This is a genomic window from Mesorhizobium comanense, assembly GCF_005503535.1.
GTDB lineage: Bacteria > Pseudomonadota > Alphaproteobacteria > Rhizobiales > Rhizobiaceae > Mesorhizobium > Mesorhizobium comanense.
The window spans coordinates 248,384-262,968 of the sequence record NZ_SCNN01000001.1 but is presented as its reverse complement, the minus strand read 5'-3'; the positions used below and the strand labels follow the sequence as shown (position 1 = coordinate 262,968).

The window sequence follows — 14,585 nt, the reverse complement described above, 5'->3', positions numbered from 1 at the left end:
CCCTCCTCGCGACATCCATGGCCCGGGCCATCCCTCGGCGGGCGGCCCGAACCAAAGTGTGGTCCGCGGCTACTGTGCCGACCATTCCGCCCAGCGGGCGGTCAAGGTGTCGATGTTGTCGATCCAGAAGGCATCGTTGATCTGCAGCACGTCCTTGTTGTTGTCGGGCGCGGTCGGCAGGTCGGCCAGCAGTTCCGGCTTGATCATGCCGACGGCCTTGGCGGAGGTAATGCCGATCGGCTGGACATCAGGCAGATGGCTCTGCGGCTCTGCCTCGCCGGCGAACTTCAGCAGTTCGTAGGCCTTGTCGACATTGGGGGAGGTCTTGAGGATGACCCAGCTGTCGGCCGTTTGCAGCGACTTGTCCCAGACGATGCCGAACGGCTTGTGCTCCTTGTTGATGGCATTGGTGACGCGGCCGTTGAAGGAGGAGGTCATGACAACCTCGCCAGACGCAAGAAGCTGCATCGGCTGGCCGCCGGCGGTCCAGAACACCAGCGACGACTTGATGGTGTCGAGCTTGGCGAAGGCGCGGTCGACGCCTTCCGGCGTCGAGAGCACCTTGTAGACGTCGGCGAGCGGAACGCCGTCGGCGATCAGCGCAAATTCCAGATTGGTCTTCGGCGAGGCGCGCAAGGCGCGCTTGCCCGGATATTTCTTCAGATCGAAGAAATCGGCCCAGGTCGGCACGGCGCTGACGCGGGTCTTGTCGTAGGCGAGCACGTGATTGTAGATCGCCGCGCCGATGCCGCATTTGTGGACAGCACCGGGGACATAATTGTCCTTGCCGCCGAGCTTGTCGATGTCGAGCGGCAGGATCAGGCCTTCCTGGCAGGCGATCTCGAGCTCCTCGCTTTCAGCATTGACGATGTCCCAGCCGCTGTCGCCGCCCTCGACCTTGGTCCTGATGACGCCGATGCCGTTGTCCCAGGTATCCTCGACGACCTTGATGCCGGTCTTGGCGGTGAAGGGCTTGAAGATGGCGTTGCTCTGCGCCTCCTGGAACGTGCCGCCGTTGGACACGATGACGAGGTCGCGCGCGGATGCGCTTGCAAGGCACACGGTGCAGGCGAGAAGCGATGCGGCGAGAAGTTTTGTCCGTTTGAGCATTGAGTTCCCCTTTGTTTGATTTTGGTTGGGTCGAAGCTTCAGGCGAGGATCAGAGCCTCCTCTGCCGGAATGGAGAGGCGCAGCGTCTGGCCCGCCGGAGGCAGGCCCGCGCAAGCCTGTGGCCTGAGCTTCAGCTGCACGGTCTGGCCACCTGATATCGCGATGCGCACGCGCACATGATCGCCATGGAAGAGCTGGTCGAGCAGCGTGCCTTCGATGGTGTTGGCCTCGGCATGAATTTCCGAAATCGCTTCCGGGCGCACCACCAGCACGGCCTCCTGGCCTGCGGCGATGCCGTCGCCGGCGCGGCCGCGCAGCACGGCATCGTTGCCGAGCCTGATCCGGGCGAAACCATCGCCTGCGCTCACCACAGTCCCGGGCAGCATGTTCGTCTCACCCAGGAAATTGGCGACGAAGCGCGTGCGCGGCCGGTTGTAGATCTCGACCGGCGGGGAGATCTGCTGGATGCGGCCTTCGTGAAAGACGGCGACCCGGTCCGACATGGTCAGCGCCTCGTCCTGATCATGCGTGACGTAGACGAAGGTGACGCCAAGCTGCCGGTGGATCTGCTTGATCTCGATCTGCATCTGCTCGCGCAGCGCCTTGTCGAGCGCGCCGAGCGGCTCGTCCATCAAAACAATGCGCGGGCGATAGACGAGCGAGCGGGCGAGAGCGACACGCTGCTGCTGGCCGCCGGACAACTGCCCGGGCCTGCGGTCGCCGAAACCCGTGAGATGAACGAGTTCGAGCGCCTCGCCGACGCGGCGTCTGGCTTCAGCGGCCGCGATGCCGCGCACGGCAAGCGGGAAGGCGACATTGTCGGCGACCGACATATGCGGGAACAGGGCATAGCTCTGGAACACCACGCCCATGTCGCGCTTGTGCGGCGGCAGGTCGGTGATGTCCTGCCCGTCCATGAAGATGCGGCCCGAATTCGGCCATTCGAACCCGGCCAGCATCATCAGCGTCGTGGTCTTGCCCGAACCGCTCGGCCCCAGCAGCGTCAGGAACTCGCCCTTGACGATGTCGAGCGAGAGATCGTCCACCACGATGGATTTCGCGTCGTAGCGCTTGGTGACCGCGCGGAACGACACGATCGATGGCACTGCGGGGTCGACGATGGGCCGGTCCGTCATGAAGGGTCAGCTCAGTTGCGCGTGGATCTGGTCGAGGCTTTCGCCCACTGCCGCGACGATTTCGCTCATATCTTCCGGGCGCGCAATCAGCGGCGGTGAAAACACCAATGTCGGCCCGAGCGCGCGCAACAGGACACCTCGTTCCTTGACGGCTTCAGAAATACGCTGGGCAACGGCAAGCTCGGGCGCGAACGGCGTGCGGCTGGCCTTGTCGGCGACAAACTCCACCGCCGCCATGAAGCCGACGCCGCGCACATTGCCGACCAGCGGATGACCGGCCAGCGCGTGCAGGCCTTCCTGCAGCACAGGCGCGGTGGCGCGGACATGGCCACAGACATCCATCTCGTCATAGATGCGCAAGGTTTCCAGCGCCACCGCCGCGCCGACCGGATGGCCGCCATAGGTGTAGCCATGGCCGAAGCCGCCGAGGCTGGCGGTGAAGTCGGCGACCGGCTGATAGACGCGATCGTTGATGAGCAGCGCCGAGATCGGAAAATAGGCCGACGAAAGGCCCTTGGCGCAGGTGAGCATGTCGGACTGCAGGCCGAAGCTTTGCGAACCCCAATATTCGCCGGTGCGGCCGAAGCCGCAAATGACCTCGTCGGCGATAAGGAGAATGTCGTACTTCTGCAGGACGCGCTGGATGGCGGCGAAATACCCCTGGGGCGGAACCACGACGCCGCCCGTGCCCATGACCGGTTCGGCGAAGAAGCCGCCGACCGTCTCCGGCCCCTCGGAGAGAATGAGCGCTTCCAGTTCGGCGGCCAGCCGTTCGGAATAGGCCTGCTCGGTCTCTCCCTCCTGCCTACCCCTGTAGGTGTCGGGACAGGCGACGTGCAAGAAGCCCGGCAGCGGCAGGCCGTAGCCATTGTGCATGTTGGGCAGGCCGGTGAGGCTGGCGGCCGCGATCGTGGTGCCGTGATAGGCGCGCAGCCGGCCGATGATCTTGCGCTTTTCGGGCTTGCCGATGGCGGCGTGATAATACCAGACCAGCTTGATGGCGGTGTCGACGGCCTCGGAGCCCGACGCCTGGAACATCGCCTTGGACATCGGCACCGGCGCTTTCGCCAGCAAGGTCTCGGCAAGATCGATGACCGGCTCGCTGCTGCGATGGGCGAAGGTCTGCTGGTAGGGCAGTTTAAGCATCTGGGCATAGGCGGCGTCGGCAAGCCGGCGATCGCTGAAGCCGAGCGAGGCGCACCAGAGCCCGGCCATGCCATCGATGTAACGGCGCCCGTCGAGATCGACGACGCGGATGCCGTCGCCCTGTCCGACCACCATGGGGCCGACCTTTTCGTGGAGCCGGAAGTTGGTCTGTGGATGGGCGTGGAAGCGCACATCTCGGCCGTGCGGCGAATTCAATATGGCCTGATCCATCGCTCTTCCCCTGTCGATCTTGTTTTGTGATACAAAATGATGTTTCGTATTACAAGACACTTTTTTGCGATTCCGGAAGACGGTCATATAGGCCGGCGAGGGATCGAGCCCCGGGGTCCGCCCTTGAAATCTTGTCTTGGAGAATAGGCCGGGGTAGCACGTGGAAGAGCGTTTCAATCCGCCGGCGCGGATGGGCGCAAGACGCAAGGGATAATGCAGCATGACCACGGCTCGACCCGACGGCGGCGTGAAATCGGTCCAGTTGGCTTTCGACGTGCTGGAAGCCGTGGCGGCGGCACCCGGTGAAGTCGGGGTCAGCGAACTTGCGGCCCTCCTCGGCACGACCAAGGGCACCGTCTTTCGCCATCTGCAGACGCTGGTGGAACGCGGCTATGTCGAGCAGAACACCGTGTCCACCCGCTACAAGCTCGGCACCCGCTCCTATCTGATCGGGCAAGTGGCGGCCGGCCGCATCGAATTGCTGACCGCCTCATCGGATGCGATCGCGTCGCTGCGCGACGAGATCGGCGAAACCGTCGTGGTCTCGGCGCTGCGCAACCGCACGCTGATCGTGCTGCGCACGGTGTTCGGCAAATCCAACCTGGAGATCGGCGTGCGGCAGGGCAGCGAACTCGTCCTGCACGGAACCGCCCAGGGCAAGGTGGCGCTCGCCTTCAGCAACCGCTCCCTGCTGCAGCACGTGCTGCGCCAGGGACTGACGCGGCTGACGGACCACACGATCGTCGAGCCGGCACGGCTTGAAGCGGAGCTCGAACAGGCGCGGGCGCAAGGCTTCATCACCGCGGCCAACGAAGAGACGTTCGGCATCAATGCCGTGGCCGCTCCGATCTTCGACCGCAGCGGCGATGTCGCCGGAACCGTGGCCATTGTCGGCTCGGTCCAGAACATCAGGCCGGATCCGGTTCCAGCGCAGATCGAGGCGCTGCTCAAGGCCAGCCTGCGCATCTCGTGGAACCTTGGATATGACCGCGGCGCCGTGGACGCGCGCAGGCGCCTGGACTCGGCCGCGTCCTGAGACGTCCGCCTCAAGGCGATCAGCCGGCGCCGAAGCCGAAAAGCCGCGCCGGATTGTCGACGAGAATTTTGCGCGCCGTCCGGCCGTCATCCGCATAGCGGAACAAGAGATCCAGCAGATCGCCATCATTGGGCGGCTGGCTCGTGGACAGCGGATGCGGCCAGTCGCTCGCCCACAGCACCTTGTCGGGCGCGGCGGCGATATAGGCTCGCGCCACGGGGAGCACATCAGCCCATGGCGGACCCGACCGCGAGATCTTGTGCCCGTTGGACAGCAGGACCCAGAAATTGCCCTTGCCGAGCAGTTCGACGACCTTGTCCACGGTGGCCTTGCCGCCGGCATCGCGCATGTCCGGCCGCCCCATATGGTCGATCACGACCGGCAGGTCCGCCTCCTCATAAAGCGCGACGCTGTCGAGAATGCCGCTCTGGCCGGGCTGGACCTTGATGTGCCATCCCATTTCGCGCGCTCGGCCAAAGGCCCGTTGCAATGACTTTTCATCGGGTGCCAGGTTGACGGCGCCCAGGAAATTGAAGCGTGCGCCCCTGACCCCGGCCGCATTCAAACGCTCCAGTTCGGCCTCCGAGCATTCGGTCAGCGCAGCCGCGATGACACAGCCGCGATAGTCCGGACCGGCCTGCGCCAGCGCGTCGAGAAGCGCCGAGTGATCGGTGCCGTAGGTGGTCGGCTGCACGATGACGCCGCGGCTGATGCCGAGCACCTTGTGCATGGCGAGCGCCCGGGCAATCGTCGCCCGCGGCATCTCATAGGCAGCGCCCGGACGCACCGGATAGATGTCGGGAGGACCAAAGACATGGAACTGGCAGTCGGTGGCGCCCGGCGGCACCGGGCTGGAAGCCGGTTTCGGATGGGAATCGAAGGGGAAATAGTCTGTCATCCGGATACTCGCGCACCGATGATGGCGGTGATGTCGCACTGGATCTCGATGAGGCCGTCCATTTCGCCCTGGAAGGTATGGCGGGCGGGACGACTGGTCTCGTCGGGAAACATGAGCAGCCATTCGCGGTTGAGCGCATCGCGATCGGACCTGTCGCGCATCCAGACTGTCATCTTGAGGATGTCGCCGGTCGACCCGCCGGCAGCCTCGACGATGGCCCGCACATGGGAGAACATGAAGCGGCATTGCTCTTCGAGCCCCGCTGCCACCGCGCCTGTTGCCGGATCGACGCCATTGATGACGCCCGACATCAGCACATTGCCGATCATGGCCGCGTTCGGAATAGGATTCCTGTGCCGGAAGCCTGGGATATGGATGGACCTGCGCTGCTTCATCGGAGGATCGGCCGGGAACATTCAGGGCCTCAGCCAAATGGCGACGGCGATCGCCAGGACGAGTACGGCGCCTGCGCCGATCAGGGCCATCATGACGTCGCGCTCGCGATGAACCGGAAGGCCGCGGGCCTTGATGCCGGCAAAGGCGTGGTCGAAATCCGCATGCCGCTCGAACTCCACGCGATGCGGGATCGAACCGATGACGATGTCGATATAGAAGCGCCCCCGGTGACGTCCGACGACACAACCCGTCGCCCTCGCCAGAAGCGCTTCGACACGAGCCGCCTCGCCCGGCCGGAAGCGGATCGGCGCAGGGGTTTCGGTCAGCAGGTGCTGAAAGTCCAGTTCCATCGCGGCGCCGATTCCCCAACCGCCAACTCTGCTTCTCATGCCCCGACCTGGCTGACGAATTTCATCGCGAGATAGGCCTGAAGCCCCTCGCTGCCGCCTTCGGCGCCGTGGCCGCTGTCCTTGATGCCGCCGAACGGCGTTTCGGGCGCGGCAAAGCCGAAATGGTTGATCGAGATCATGCCGGATTCGACCTCGTCGCCGAGGCGGGCGACCTTGGCCGTGGACGCGGCGAAGGCATAGGCGCCGAGCCCGTAAGGCAGCCGGTTCGCTTCCGTCACGGCCTCGTCCAGCGTGTCGAAACCATTGATGATGGCAACCGGGCCGAAAGGTTCCTCGTTCATGATACGAGCCGTGCGCGGAACGTCGGCCAGCACCGTCGGTGCGTAGAAATAGCCCTCATTGCCGATGCGCCGGCCGCCGGTGACGATGCGCGCGCCCTGTTCGGCGGCGTCGCGGATCAGGCCGTCGAGCGCATCGATCCGACGCGCATGCGCAAGCGGTCCCATCTGCGTGCCTTCGGCCGCGCCGTCGCCGACGACGATCTTTTCGGCCTGGGCCGCGAATGTCTCGGTGAACCGGGTTTTCAGCGTCTCATCGACAAGGAAACGGGTGGGCGAGGTGCAGATCTGTCCGGCATTGCGGAACTTGATGCCGGCGCCGAGGCGGGCGACGGCATCGGCGTCCACATCGTCGCAGACGATGAAGGGGGCATGGCCGCCCAACTCCATCGTGGTGCGCTTCAGGTGCTGGCCGGCCAGCGCCGACAGCGAGCGCCCGACTGCGACCGAGCCGGTGAAGGAGATCTTGCGGATCACAGGCGACGCAATGAGATGCGACGATATTTCGGAGGGCACGCCGAAGACGAGGTTGACCGCGCCTGCGGGCACCCCGGCCTCCTCGAAGCAGCGGACCAGTTCGATGGCCGAACTCGGCGTCTCCTCCGGCGCCTTGGCGATGATTGAGCAACCTGCGGCGAGCGCGGCCGCAATCTTGCGCACGAGTTGCGCGCAGGGGAAATTCCAGGGACTGAAGGCCGCGACCGGCCCTACCGGCTCGGCAAGCACGGTCTGCCTCGCGCCCGGCAGGCGCGATGGGATGACGCGGCCATAGGCTCGCCTGCCCTCCTCCGCGAACCAGTCGATGATATCGGCCACGGCGCCCGCCTCCATGCGGGCCTCGGCAAGCGGCTTGCCCTGCTCGCGCGTGATGGCCCGGGCGATCGTTTCAGCGCGCTCGCGCGCCAGATCGGCGGCCTTCGAGAGGATGCGGTACCGCTCGTAGGCGGTCGCCTTGCGCCAGATGCGAAAGCCGGTCTCGGCCGCAGCCAGCGCCGCGTCGAGATCGGCGGTCTCGGCAAATGCGACGGTGCCGATTTCCTGGCCGGTCGCCGGATTGACGACCTTGCCGCGCCGTGAACCCGAACCGTCGGTCCATGCGCCGCCGATGAAGAGGGATTTGGTCATGGGAATTGCGTTCCTCGAGAAAGATCAGCCGTATTCGGGGCGGGCGGGCGTGAAGACGTCGAGGTTGAGCGCCGGGCTATCGCCGACGACCTCGACATAGTGCACGACATTGCCCGGTATATGCGCCAGCCCGCCGGCTCCGAGGCGCACCACCTCGTCACCGATGTGGAAGTCGACCAGACCTTCGAGGATGTAGACGATCTGCTCGTGCGGGTGCGAATGCGGCTTCAGTTCGTGACCGGGATGAAGCCGATGCAAGGCAAGCGTGGCGCCGTCGCCGGAGAATGCCTTGCGCTCGATGCCGTGCCTGACAGGCGTCCAGTCGATCGCTTCCCAGTCGATGGAATGAATGCTCATGAAGTCCTCCTTGGGGAAACAGGCGGCGCTCAGGAAAGGCCGATGAATCGGGAAGCATTGGTGGCGACCATGCGCCTGACGTCGGCCTCGGCGTAACCGAGATCGAGCAGCAGGCCGATGATCAGGCGGAAACCTTCGACGGGCGTCGGATTGTTCTTCTGGCCAAGGTCGGAACCAAAGAAGGTGTTCTCCACGCCGGCGGCGTCGATGACCTGGCGCAGATGGTCGCGATCGAAGAGGTAGAAGGTCGACGGCACGAACATGCAGATCGAGTGCTCGATCATGACGCCCATACGCGCCAGTTGCGCGACATCCTGGAAGGAGCCTTCGTTGACATAGGTCGGATGATTGAGGAACAGGCGCTTGACGCCGCGCGCCTTCGCCTCCTCGTAGAACGGCCACAACTCGCTGATGTGGTGATGGCCGCCCGACACCGCCGCATCGGACTGGGCGACGAGATCGAGGATGAGCTTGACCTCGTCGGTGACCTCGCCGGACCCATCGATCAGCCTGGAGCCGACCGGAGCGACGGTCTTCTTGCTGTTTACCGGAAACTTGTTCTTGAAATCGGCGTCCTTCTTCTCGTGGTCGAGGTGGTTCTGCGCATGCGCGGTCGCCATCCAGACGATGCGCGCGCCCTGCTTCAGCGCATAGTCGACCGCGCTTGGATTGATGCCGCCGAGCGGGTTGTTGAGCACCACCGCGCCAAGCGTGGTGACATCGCTCGGATAGTGCTTGTTGATGAGATGGGCGATCGGCATGGTCGGGTAGTAGTGGTCCTTGAGCAGGACCGCGGCCATGCCGGCCTCGACCGCCTGGCGGACGACCTCGATATGATCGACCGCCCTTGGCATCAGCGATGGGCCACTGTGGACGTGGAGGTCGACGGCGCCCTGCATCAGGCGCGTGATGGTGGCTTCCCTTTGCGGATCGATCGTGTCGCTCATCGTGTCTCACTCCCAGTTTCCAGCATGCTCGCGGCCGGTATGAACCGCCGCCAATGGTCGGTGCGCAGCGGCATCTGCGAAAAGCTCTTGCGCCGGTCGGCGGCGATGCCGACCGCTTCCGGCACCGTCAGGCCCTTGTCTCCGAGCCAGCGGTCCAGCTCGGCGAGGCTGTCGCCGATGACGCCGAAGCCGCGCAGCATGATCGCGGAGGCAAGACCCGCGGCCGAGGCGCCGGAGAGCAGCATGCGGGCGATGTCGTGGCCGTTGCGTGCGCCATTAATGCCGATCAACGGGCATCGCGGACCAAGCCGGGCGCGGCTCAAGGCCAGCCACTGGCAGGTCAGGGGCAGGTTCCAGAAACCGCCGACGGCGAGGCTGGTGCCGAGCATCGGCTCCAGCGTTTCTATATCGGGAACAAAGCCCAGCAGGCGTCCGGCCATGACGACCGAATCCGCGCCACCGGCAAAGGCCGCTTCCGCGAGATCTGGCACGCGTTCGCTCTGACCGGTGAGCTTGATCCAGAGCGGGATCGAAACAGCCTGGCGCATGCGCGCGACGATCGCGCCGACGCGCTCCGGCGACAATTCGGTGGTGACGGCGCCTTTCGCGGCCTGGCTGGCATAGGGCGTGCCGATGTTGAATTCGAGGACGCGCAGGCCGGCCTGCTCGACCTGCCGGGCCATGGTCACCGCATGGTCGAGATCGGCCAGGATGAGGCTGGCTACCAGGACGCAGTCATGCGCGCGCGCCTTGCGGTCCGCCGCCGAGGTCTGGTCGAGCCATTGCGGGAACGATTGCGGGGTCAGGCCGGACCGGCTGGCGATGGTGACATCATCGGGCGCGGCAGCGCCCCAGGAGACGGGTCGCCAGTCCGAGCCGAGGGCGACATATTCGGCCCGCTGAAGCTGATCCCTGGCGGCCTCCGATTCATTGGTCGACTTGACGACGACCGCACCGGCGCCCGCACGGATCGCGGCGTCGACACCCGATGCGTCGATCATGTGTTCGGCCGCCGCCGCAATCAGCGGGTTCTTCAACTCGACGCGACCGACACTGCACCGCAGCCTGCTCATCAGTTCCTCTGGGCCTTGCGTTCCCAATCCTTGTGGCAAGGGCTGGAACGGCTCTCGTTGCGTTTCATAATACAAAACGATGTTTCTCTTGATACAACGCACCGACTGCGGCGTCAACATCGGGGTTGGACCATGCGTTCACGCGGACCGCGTCGTGGCGCCGGCCGCGCGATGGCACCGGAATGCCCCCGAGAAAGGCCGATGACGCCAACACATGCGATGCAATAAGGTGGTATCCGATCCGCTCGCCGGAGAGGTTGATCTGCCGGGGGTATCGCATGAAGACAGGCATCCGCGTCTCGCCAGGGCAGCGCGCCATTCTGGCCGCAGCGCGTCTCGTGCTTACGCTTCGCCACCCACTGCTCATCCGACGTTTCATGCGCAAGACGGGCTATCTGCCCAACCCGGCCGCTCCGGTGCGCTATCACGAGCGCATGCTGTGGCGGAAAATCGTCGACCACGATCCACTGTTCGTGACGCTGTCCGACAAGCTCGCGGCAAAGGACTACATCAGCGCGGTCTGCCCCGAAGTGAAGTCGCCGAGAACGCTGTGGGCCGGCACCGACCCCGAAGACATCCCACCCGAACTCCTGGCCGGGGACGTGGTCGTCAAGACCAACCATGGCTGCGAGATGAACATCTTCGTCTCCGGCGGGAAGCCGGACCGCGCAACGATCGTGCGCGCGACAAAGGGCTGGCTGAAGAGCCGCTACGGGATCAGCCAGCATGAATGGGCCTACTGGTCGATCGTGCCAAAAGTCTTTGTGGAAGAATTGCTGCCGCTCGCCGGCGGCGAGATCGCGACCGAAATCAAGGTCCAGGTCTGCAGCGGCGTCGTCTGCCATGTCCGGGCCGAAGACAAGAAGGCGTTGCGGTCGCGCCTGTTCGACCCGGAGGGCAATCCGTTGCCCGGGCGCGATGTCGACTACCCGCGCGAGGACCAGGCTCTCGAGATCACGCCGCGCCTGCTGGATTACATTCGCCAGGCCGCAGCCCTTGCGCCTCGCATCGCCGGCGATCTCGACTATGCCCGCATAGACTTCCTGGTCACCGACAAGGAGCTCTACGCCGGCGAGATCACGCTCTACACGGGTGGCGGCTATTCCGTGTGGAGCAATCCGGCCATCATGGCCGACATCGAACGAAACTGGCGGCTCGACCAGGCGAAGTTTCTGCAGCGAAAGCATCGGGGGATTGCCCGCCTCTATGCCGACGCGTTGCGCGCCAAATGCCTCGTCGAGGCGGGGCAACGTGCGCCTACGCCCATCGAAGGGCGGCAGTCCGGTATTTCAGATGCCATGGACCCAACGGTGCCGGACGTGGTGCCGCAGGCCACCCTGCCAGGCTGAGGTCAGGCGGAATTGCGCGCCAGCAGGAAATCGGCGCAGCGCTCGGCGATCATGATGCAGGGCGCGTTGGTGTTTCCGCTGACCAGGGTCGGCATGATCGAGGCGTCGGCAATGCGAAGGCGCGGCACGCCGATAACCCGCAGCCTGTTGTCGACGACGGCCATGTCGTCGGTGCCCATCTTGCAGGTGCCGGCCGGATGGTAGACCGTCTTGGCGAAAGAGCGGGCATGCTGTTCCAGTTCGGCGTCGCTCCTGTCGCCATCGCCCGGCGTCAAACCGCGAAATCCCAGCGCCCGCATCGAGGGGGCCGCGAGGATTTTTCGCGCGAGCTTGAGACCGCGCAGAAGCGTATCCACGTCCTCGCGCTCGGTCAGATTGTTGCCGACAAAGACGATCGGATCGTCCGCCGCGCGGCTGCGCAACGAGACCTTGCCGCGCGATGCGGGCCGCAGGATGCATGGATTGATCGAGACGCCGTGCCCGCCCATCGCTTCGCGAGTGGCGTCTCCAACCAGCGCCGGCGTTACATGGAATTGGATGTCAGGCCGGCCCTGCCCGCTGGTGTCGACGAAGCCACCGGTCTCGACCACGTTGGACGTCAACAACCCGGAGCGCGTGAAGAGATATTGCAGGCCGTTCGCAACCGCGCGCAGCCCCTTGTCCTGGCCCTTGAGCGAGATCGGCCGATCAGTGATGCCGTAGACCGAAGCGGTGATGTGATCCTGAAAGTTTTCGCCGACGCCGGGCAGGTGCCGGATCACCGGGATTCCGAGCCTGGCCAATTCCTCGCCAGGGCCAATGCCGGAGAGCATGAGAAGCTTCGGCGTCGCCAGCGCGCCGGCGCAGAGCACGACTTCTTCCCTGGCGCGCGCCTCGACGATCCGGCCGGCGCGGCGATAGCGTATGCCGATGGCGGCGCCATTTTCGAGCACGACCCCTTGCGCGGCGGCTTCGACATGCACCGTCAGCAATTTCGACTGGCGTACCGGCTTGAGGTAGGTGGCGGCTGTCGATCCGCGGCGGGCGCCGAAAGTGGTCGTCTGGTAGAAGCCGACGCCAGCCTGCACGGCGCCGTTGAAGTCGGCATTGTGCGCCAGACCGACCTCCTGCGCGGCCCGCACGAAGGCCGAACTTATCGGATGGCGGTATCGCGGCTCAGACACTTTGAGCGGCCCGCCCGTGCCATGGAATGCGTCGGAAAAGGTCTCGTTGTCCTCGCTGCGGCGGAAGACCGGCAGCACGTCGTCATAGCCCCAGCCGGCGCAGCCGAGATCGCGCCAGGTGTCGTAATCCTGCGCCTGGCCCCTGATGTAGATCATGGCGTTGACCGACGAACCACCGCCAAGCGTGCGTCCCTGCGGGACGGTCAGAACGCGGCCGTTCGCCCCCGGCTCCGGCTCCGTCCGGTACATCCAGGTCCGCTTTGTGCCGAGCACACGCACGAAGGTCGCCGGGATGTGGATGAAGGGCGTGTTGTCGCGCGGGCCGGCCTCCAGCAAGAGCACGCTCTTGCCGGCGCCGACCAGCCGGTTGGCCAACACGCAGCCGGAGGATCCACCGCCGACGATGATGTAGTCGTAGCTCTCCAAAGCGACCTTCCCAGCCTGTTTCTTGAGCGTGATATTTCCCGAAACTGGGTTTCGGGATCGCGCTCTAGTTCGCGCCGAGCCCGAGATGGCTGACGAATTTGGTGGTCAGGAAGGCATCCAGCGTTTCCGCGCCGCCTTCGCTGCCGTAGCCGCTTTCCTTGATGCCGCCGAAAGGTGTTTCCGCTGCCGCAAGTCCGAAATGGTTGATGGACACCATGCCGGCCTCCAGGCCGTCGGTCAGCCGGTCCGCCGTCGCCAGCGAATTGGTGAAGGCGAAGGCCGCCAGGCCGAAGGGCAACCGGTTGCCGCGCGCGATCGCCTCGTCGACCGAGCCGACACGCACCAATGCGGCCACCGGCCCGAACGGCTCGTCATTCATCAGGCGCGCGTCCTCGGGCACATCGGACAGAACGGTGGGCTCGAAGAAGAAGCCGGTGTTGCCGATGCGGCGCCCGCCGCACTCCAGCACCGCGCCTCTGGCAACGGCATCCTCGACGAAACCGTCCATGGCATCGAGGCGGCGCTGATTGGCGAGCGGCCCCATCTGTGTGTGCGCGTCCATTCCGTCTCCGACCTTGACCTGCCGCGAGCCCTGAACGAAGGCAGTGCGAAACTGGTCATAGACCGCGTCCTCGACATAGAAACGCGTCGGCGCAGCGCAGACCTGGCCGGCATTGCGATATTTCAGCATCAGGCCGAGCTTGACGGCGGCGTTGAGGTCCGCGTCGGCGGCGACGATGAAGGGCGCATGTCCGCCAAGCTCCATCGTCGCGCGCTTTACGCCGGCAGCGGCCATCGAACCCAGCATCTTGCCAACCGGAATCGAGCCGGTGAACGAGATCTTGCCGATGACCGGCGAGGCGATCAGGTATTGCGATATCTCGGCGGGCACGCCGAACACCACATTGATGACGCCGTCCGGCACGCCTGCATCCTGGAAGGCGCGCACCAGTTCGATGCAGGCCGAGGGCGTCTCCTCCGGCGGCTTGGCGATGACGGAACACCCGGCGGCAAGGGCCGCCGAAATCTTGCGCACCAGCTGGTTGACCGGAAAATTCCATGGCGAGAAAGCCGCCACCGGCCCGACCGGCTCCTTGAGCACCATCTGCCGCGCGCCCGGATGGCGCGAGGGAATGACGCGGCCATAGGCGCGGCGCCCCTCTTCGGCGTGCCATTCTATATGTTCGGGCGCCGCATTGGCTTCGCCTCTTGCCTCGGCAAGAGGCTTGCCCTGCTCGCGCACCATGTGGGCCGCGATCACCTCGGCGCGCTCACGCACGATCGCGGCGGCGCGGTGCATGATTTTGCCGCGCTCCAACGCGGTGGTCCGGCGCCATGCCGCGAAGCCCTTGGCGGCGGCGGCAAGGGCGGCATCGAGATCCGCTTGTTCCGCGAAGGGCAGGCGAGCGATTGTCTGCCCGGTGGCCGGGTTCCTGACTTCGCCCGAGCGCTCGCCCGAGGGCGCTCTCCAGTGTCCGTCGATCAGCAACGGCGTGTCCAGCAT

Annotated in this window: 14 protein-coding genes; 2 read left to right on the top strand and 12 right to left on the bottom strand. The window is 65.3% G+C overall.

The genetic code is table 11. From position 1 onward, the window contains the following. Nucleotides 1–69: 69 nt before the first annotated feature. From FFS37_RS01280 to FFS37_RS01270, 3 genes are read right to left on the bottom strand one after another with little or no spacing between them, the layout of a single operon-like run. Nucleotides 70–1,110, bottom strand: a complete 1,041-nt coding sequence (locus tag FFS37_RS01280; RefSeq protein ID WP_137929118.1) for an ABC transporter substrate-binding protein — start codon at nucleotides 1,108–1,110, stop codon at nucleotides 70–72. Between the two features lie 38 nt (nucleotides 1,111–1,148). Then, nucleotides 1,149–2,246, bottom strand: a complete 1,098-nt coding sequence (locus tag FFS37_RS01275) for an ABC transporter ATP-binding protein (protein WP_137929117.1) — start codon at nucleotides 2,244–2,246, stop codon at nucleotides 1,149–1,151. 6 nt (nucleotides 2,247–2,252) lie between these two features. After that, a complete protein-coding gene (locus tag FFS37_RS01270) occupies nucleotides 2,253–3,623 on the bottom strand; it encodes an aminotransferase (protein WP_137929116.1) in 1,371 nt (456 codons plus the stop codon). A 220-nt stretch (nucleotides 3,624–3,843) separates the two neighbouring features. Between FFS37_RS01270 and FFS37_RS01265 the strand changes: the two genes are divergently transcribed. Beyond that, nucleotides 3,844–4,659 carry an IclR family transcriptional regulator gene (locus tag FFS37_RS01265; protein WP_137929115.1) on the top strand — a complete coding sequence of 272 codons (816 nt, stop codon included), beginning with the start codon at nucleotides 3,844–3,846 and terminating at the stop codon, nucleotides 4,657–4,659. A gap of 19 nt (nucleotides 4,660–4,678) precedes the next feature. Here FFS37_RS01265 and FFS37_RS01260 read toward each other — a convergent pair whose 3' ends face one another. The 7 genes from FFS37_RS01260 to FFS37_RS01230 are packed head-to-tail and all read right to left on the bottom strand — an operon-like array spanning nucleotide 4,679 to nucleotide 10,143. Next, a complete protein-coding gene (locus FFS37_RS01260; RefSeq protein ID WP_137929114.1) occupies nucleotides 4,679–5,557 on the bottom strand; it encodes an amidohydrolase family protein in 879 nt (292 codons plus the stop codon). Then, nucleotides 5,554–5,952, bottom strand: coding sequence for a RidA family protein (locus FFS37_RS01255; protein ID WP_137929113.1), 399 nt, complete (start codon nucleotides 5,950–5,952; stop codon nucleotides 5,554–5,556). Before FFS37_RS01255 ends, FFS37_RS01260 begins: the two co-directional genes overlap by 4 nt. A 21-nt stretch (nucleotides 5,953–5,973) precedes the next feature. Beyond that, nucleotides 5,974–6,303 (bottom strand): hypothetical protein, encoded by a 330-nt coding sequence (locus tag FFS37_RS01250; RefSeq protein ID WP_137929112.1) that lies wholly within the window; start codon nucleotides 6,301–6,303, stop codon nucleotides 5,974–5,976. Between the two features lie 35 nt (nucleotides 6,304–6,338). Continuing rightward, the gene (locus tag FFS37_RS01245) at nucleotides 6,339–7,766 is read right to left on the bottom strand and encodes an NAD-dependent succinate-semialdehyde dehydrogenase (RefSeq protein WP_137929111.1); all 1,428 of its coding nucleotides are present in this window, start codon (nucleotides 7,764–7,766) and stop codon (nucleotides 6,339–6,341) included. Between the two features lie 24 nt (nucleotides 7,767–7,790). Then, nucleotides 7,791–8,123 (bottom strand): cupin domain-containing protein, encoded by a 333-nt coding sequence (locus tag FFS37_RS01240; RefSeq protein WP_137929110.1) that lies wholly within the window; start codon nucleotides 8,121–8,123, stop codon nucleotides 7,791–7,793. A 29-nt stretch (nucleotides 8,124–8,152) separates the two neighbouring features. After that, nucleotides 8,153–9,070, bottom strand: a complete 918-nt coding sequence (locus FFS37_RS01235; protein WP_137929109.1) for a DUF6282 family protein — start codon at nucleotides 9,068–9,070, stop codon at nucleotides 8,153–8,155. After that, a complete protein-coding gene (locus FFS37_RS01230) occupies nucleotides 9,067–10,143 on the bottom strand; it encodes a beta/alpha barrel domain-containing protein (RefSeq protein WP_137929108.1) in 1,077 nt (358 codons plus the stop codon). Before FFS37_RS01230 ends, FFS37_RS01235 begins: the two co-directional genes overlap by 4 nt. 278 nt (nucleotides 10,144–10,421) lie before the next feature. Here FFS37_RS01230 and FFS37_RS01225 point away from each other — a divergent pair, with 278 nt between their 5' ends. Continuing rightward, a complete protein-coding gene (locus FFS37_RS01225) occupies nucleotides 10,422–11,492 on the top strand; it encodes an ATP-grasp fold amidoligase family protein (RefSeq protein WP_171026133.1) in 1,071 nt (356 codons plus the stop codon). A gap of 2 nt (nucleotides 11,493–11,494) precedes the next feature. On the opposite strand, the gene FFS37_RS01220 is transcribed toward FFS37_RS01225, so the two are convergent. Then, on the bottom strand, nucleotides 11,495–13,081 hold the full coding sequence (locus FFS37_RS01220) for a GMC family oxidoreductase (protein WP_137929106.1): 1,587 nt from the start codon (nucleotides 13,079–13,081) through the stop codon (nucleotides 11,495–11,497). Nucleotides 13,082–13,145: 64 nt separating this feature from the next. After that, nucleotides 13,146–14,585: an NAD-dependent succinate-semialdehyde dehydrogenase gene (locus FFS37_RS01215; protein WP_137929105.1), complete on the bottom strand. Its 1,440-nt coding sequence runs from the start codon at nucleotides 14,583–14,585 to the stop codon at nucleotides 13,146–13,148.

Excerpts from the sequence above, each read along its gene's own strand:
- FFS37_RS01225 (WP_171026133.1), top strand. The coding sequence starts at position 10,422 with ATGAAGACAGGCATCCGCGTCTCGCCAGGGCAGCGCGCCATTCTGGCC.
- FFS37_RS01280 (WP_137929118.1), bottom strand. The coding sequence starts at position 1,110 with ATGCTCAAACGGACAAAACTTCTCGCCGCATCGCTTCTCGCCTGCACC.
- FFS37_RS01240 (WP_137929110.1), bottom strand. The coding sequence starts at position 8,123 with ATGAGCATTCATTCCATCGACTGGGAAGCGATCGACTGGACGCCTGTC.
- FFS37_RS01215 (WP_137929105.1), bottom strand. The coding sequence starts at position 14,585 with ATGCTGGACACGCCGTTGCTGATCGACGGACACTGGAGAGCGCCCTCG.
- FFS37_RS01235 (WP_137929109.1), bottom strand. The coding sequence starts at position 9,070 with ATGAGCGACACGATCGATCCGCAAAGGGAAGCCACCATCACGCGCCTG.
- FFS37_RS01265 (WP_137929115.1), top strand. The coding sequence starts at position 3,844 with ATGACCACGGCTCGACCCGACGGCGGCGTGAAATCGGTCCAGTTGGCT.
- FFS37_RS01255 (WP_137929113.1), bottom strand. The coding sequence starts at position 5,952 with ATGAAGCAGCGCAGGTCCATCCATATCCCAGGCTTCCGGCACAGGAAT.
- FFS37_RS01275 (WP_137929117.1), bottom strand. The coding sequence starts at position 2,246 with ATGACGGACCGGCCCATCGTCGACCCCGCAGTGCCATCGATCGTGTCG.
- FFS37_RS01250 (WP_137929112.1), bottom strand. The coding sequence starts at position 6,303 with ATGGAACTGGACTTTCAGCACCTGCTGACCGAAACCCCTGCGCCGATC.
- FFS37_RS01260 (WP_137929114.1), bottom strand. The coding sequence starts at position 5,557 with ATGACAGACTATTTCCCCTTCGATTCCCATCCGAAACCGGCTTCCAGC.
- FFS37_RS01230 (WP_137929108.1), bottom strand. The coding sequence starts at position 10,143 with ATGAGCAGGCTGCGGTGCAGTGTCGGTCGCGTCGAGTTGAAGAACCCG.
- FFS37_RS01270 (WP_137929116.1), bottom strand. The coding sequence starts at position 3,623 with ATGGATCAGGCCATATTGAATTCGCCGCACGGCCGAGATGTGCGCTTC.
- FFS37_RS01245 (WP_137929111.1), bottom strand. The coding sequence starts at position 7,766 with ATGACCAAATCCCTCTTCATCGGCGGCGCATGGACCGACGGTTCGGGT.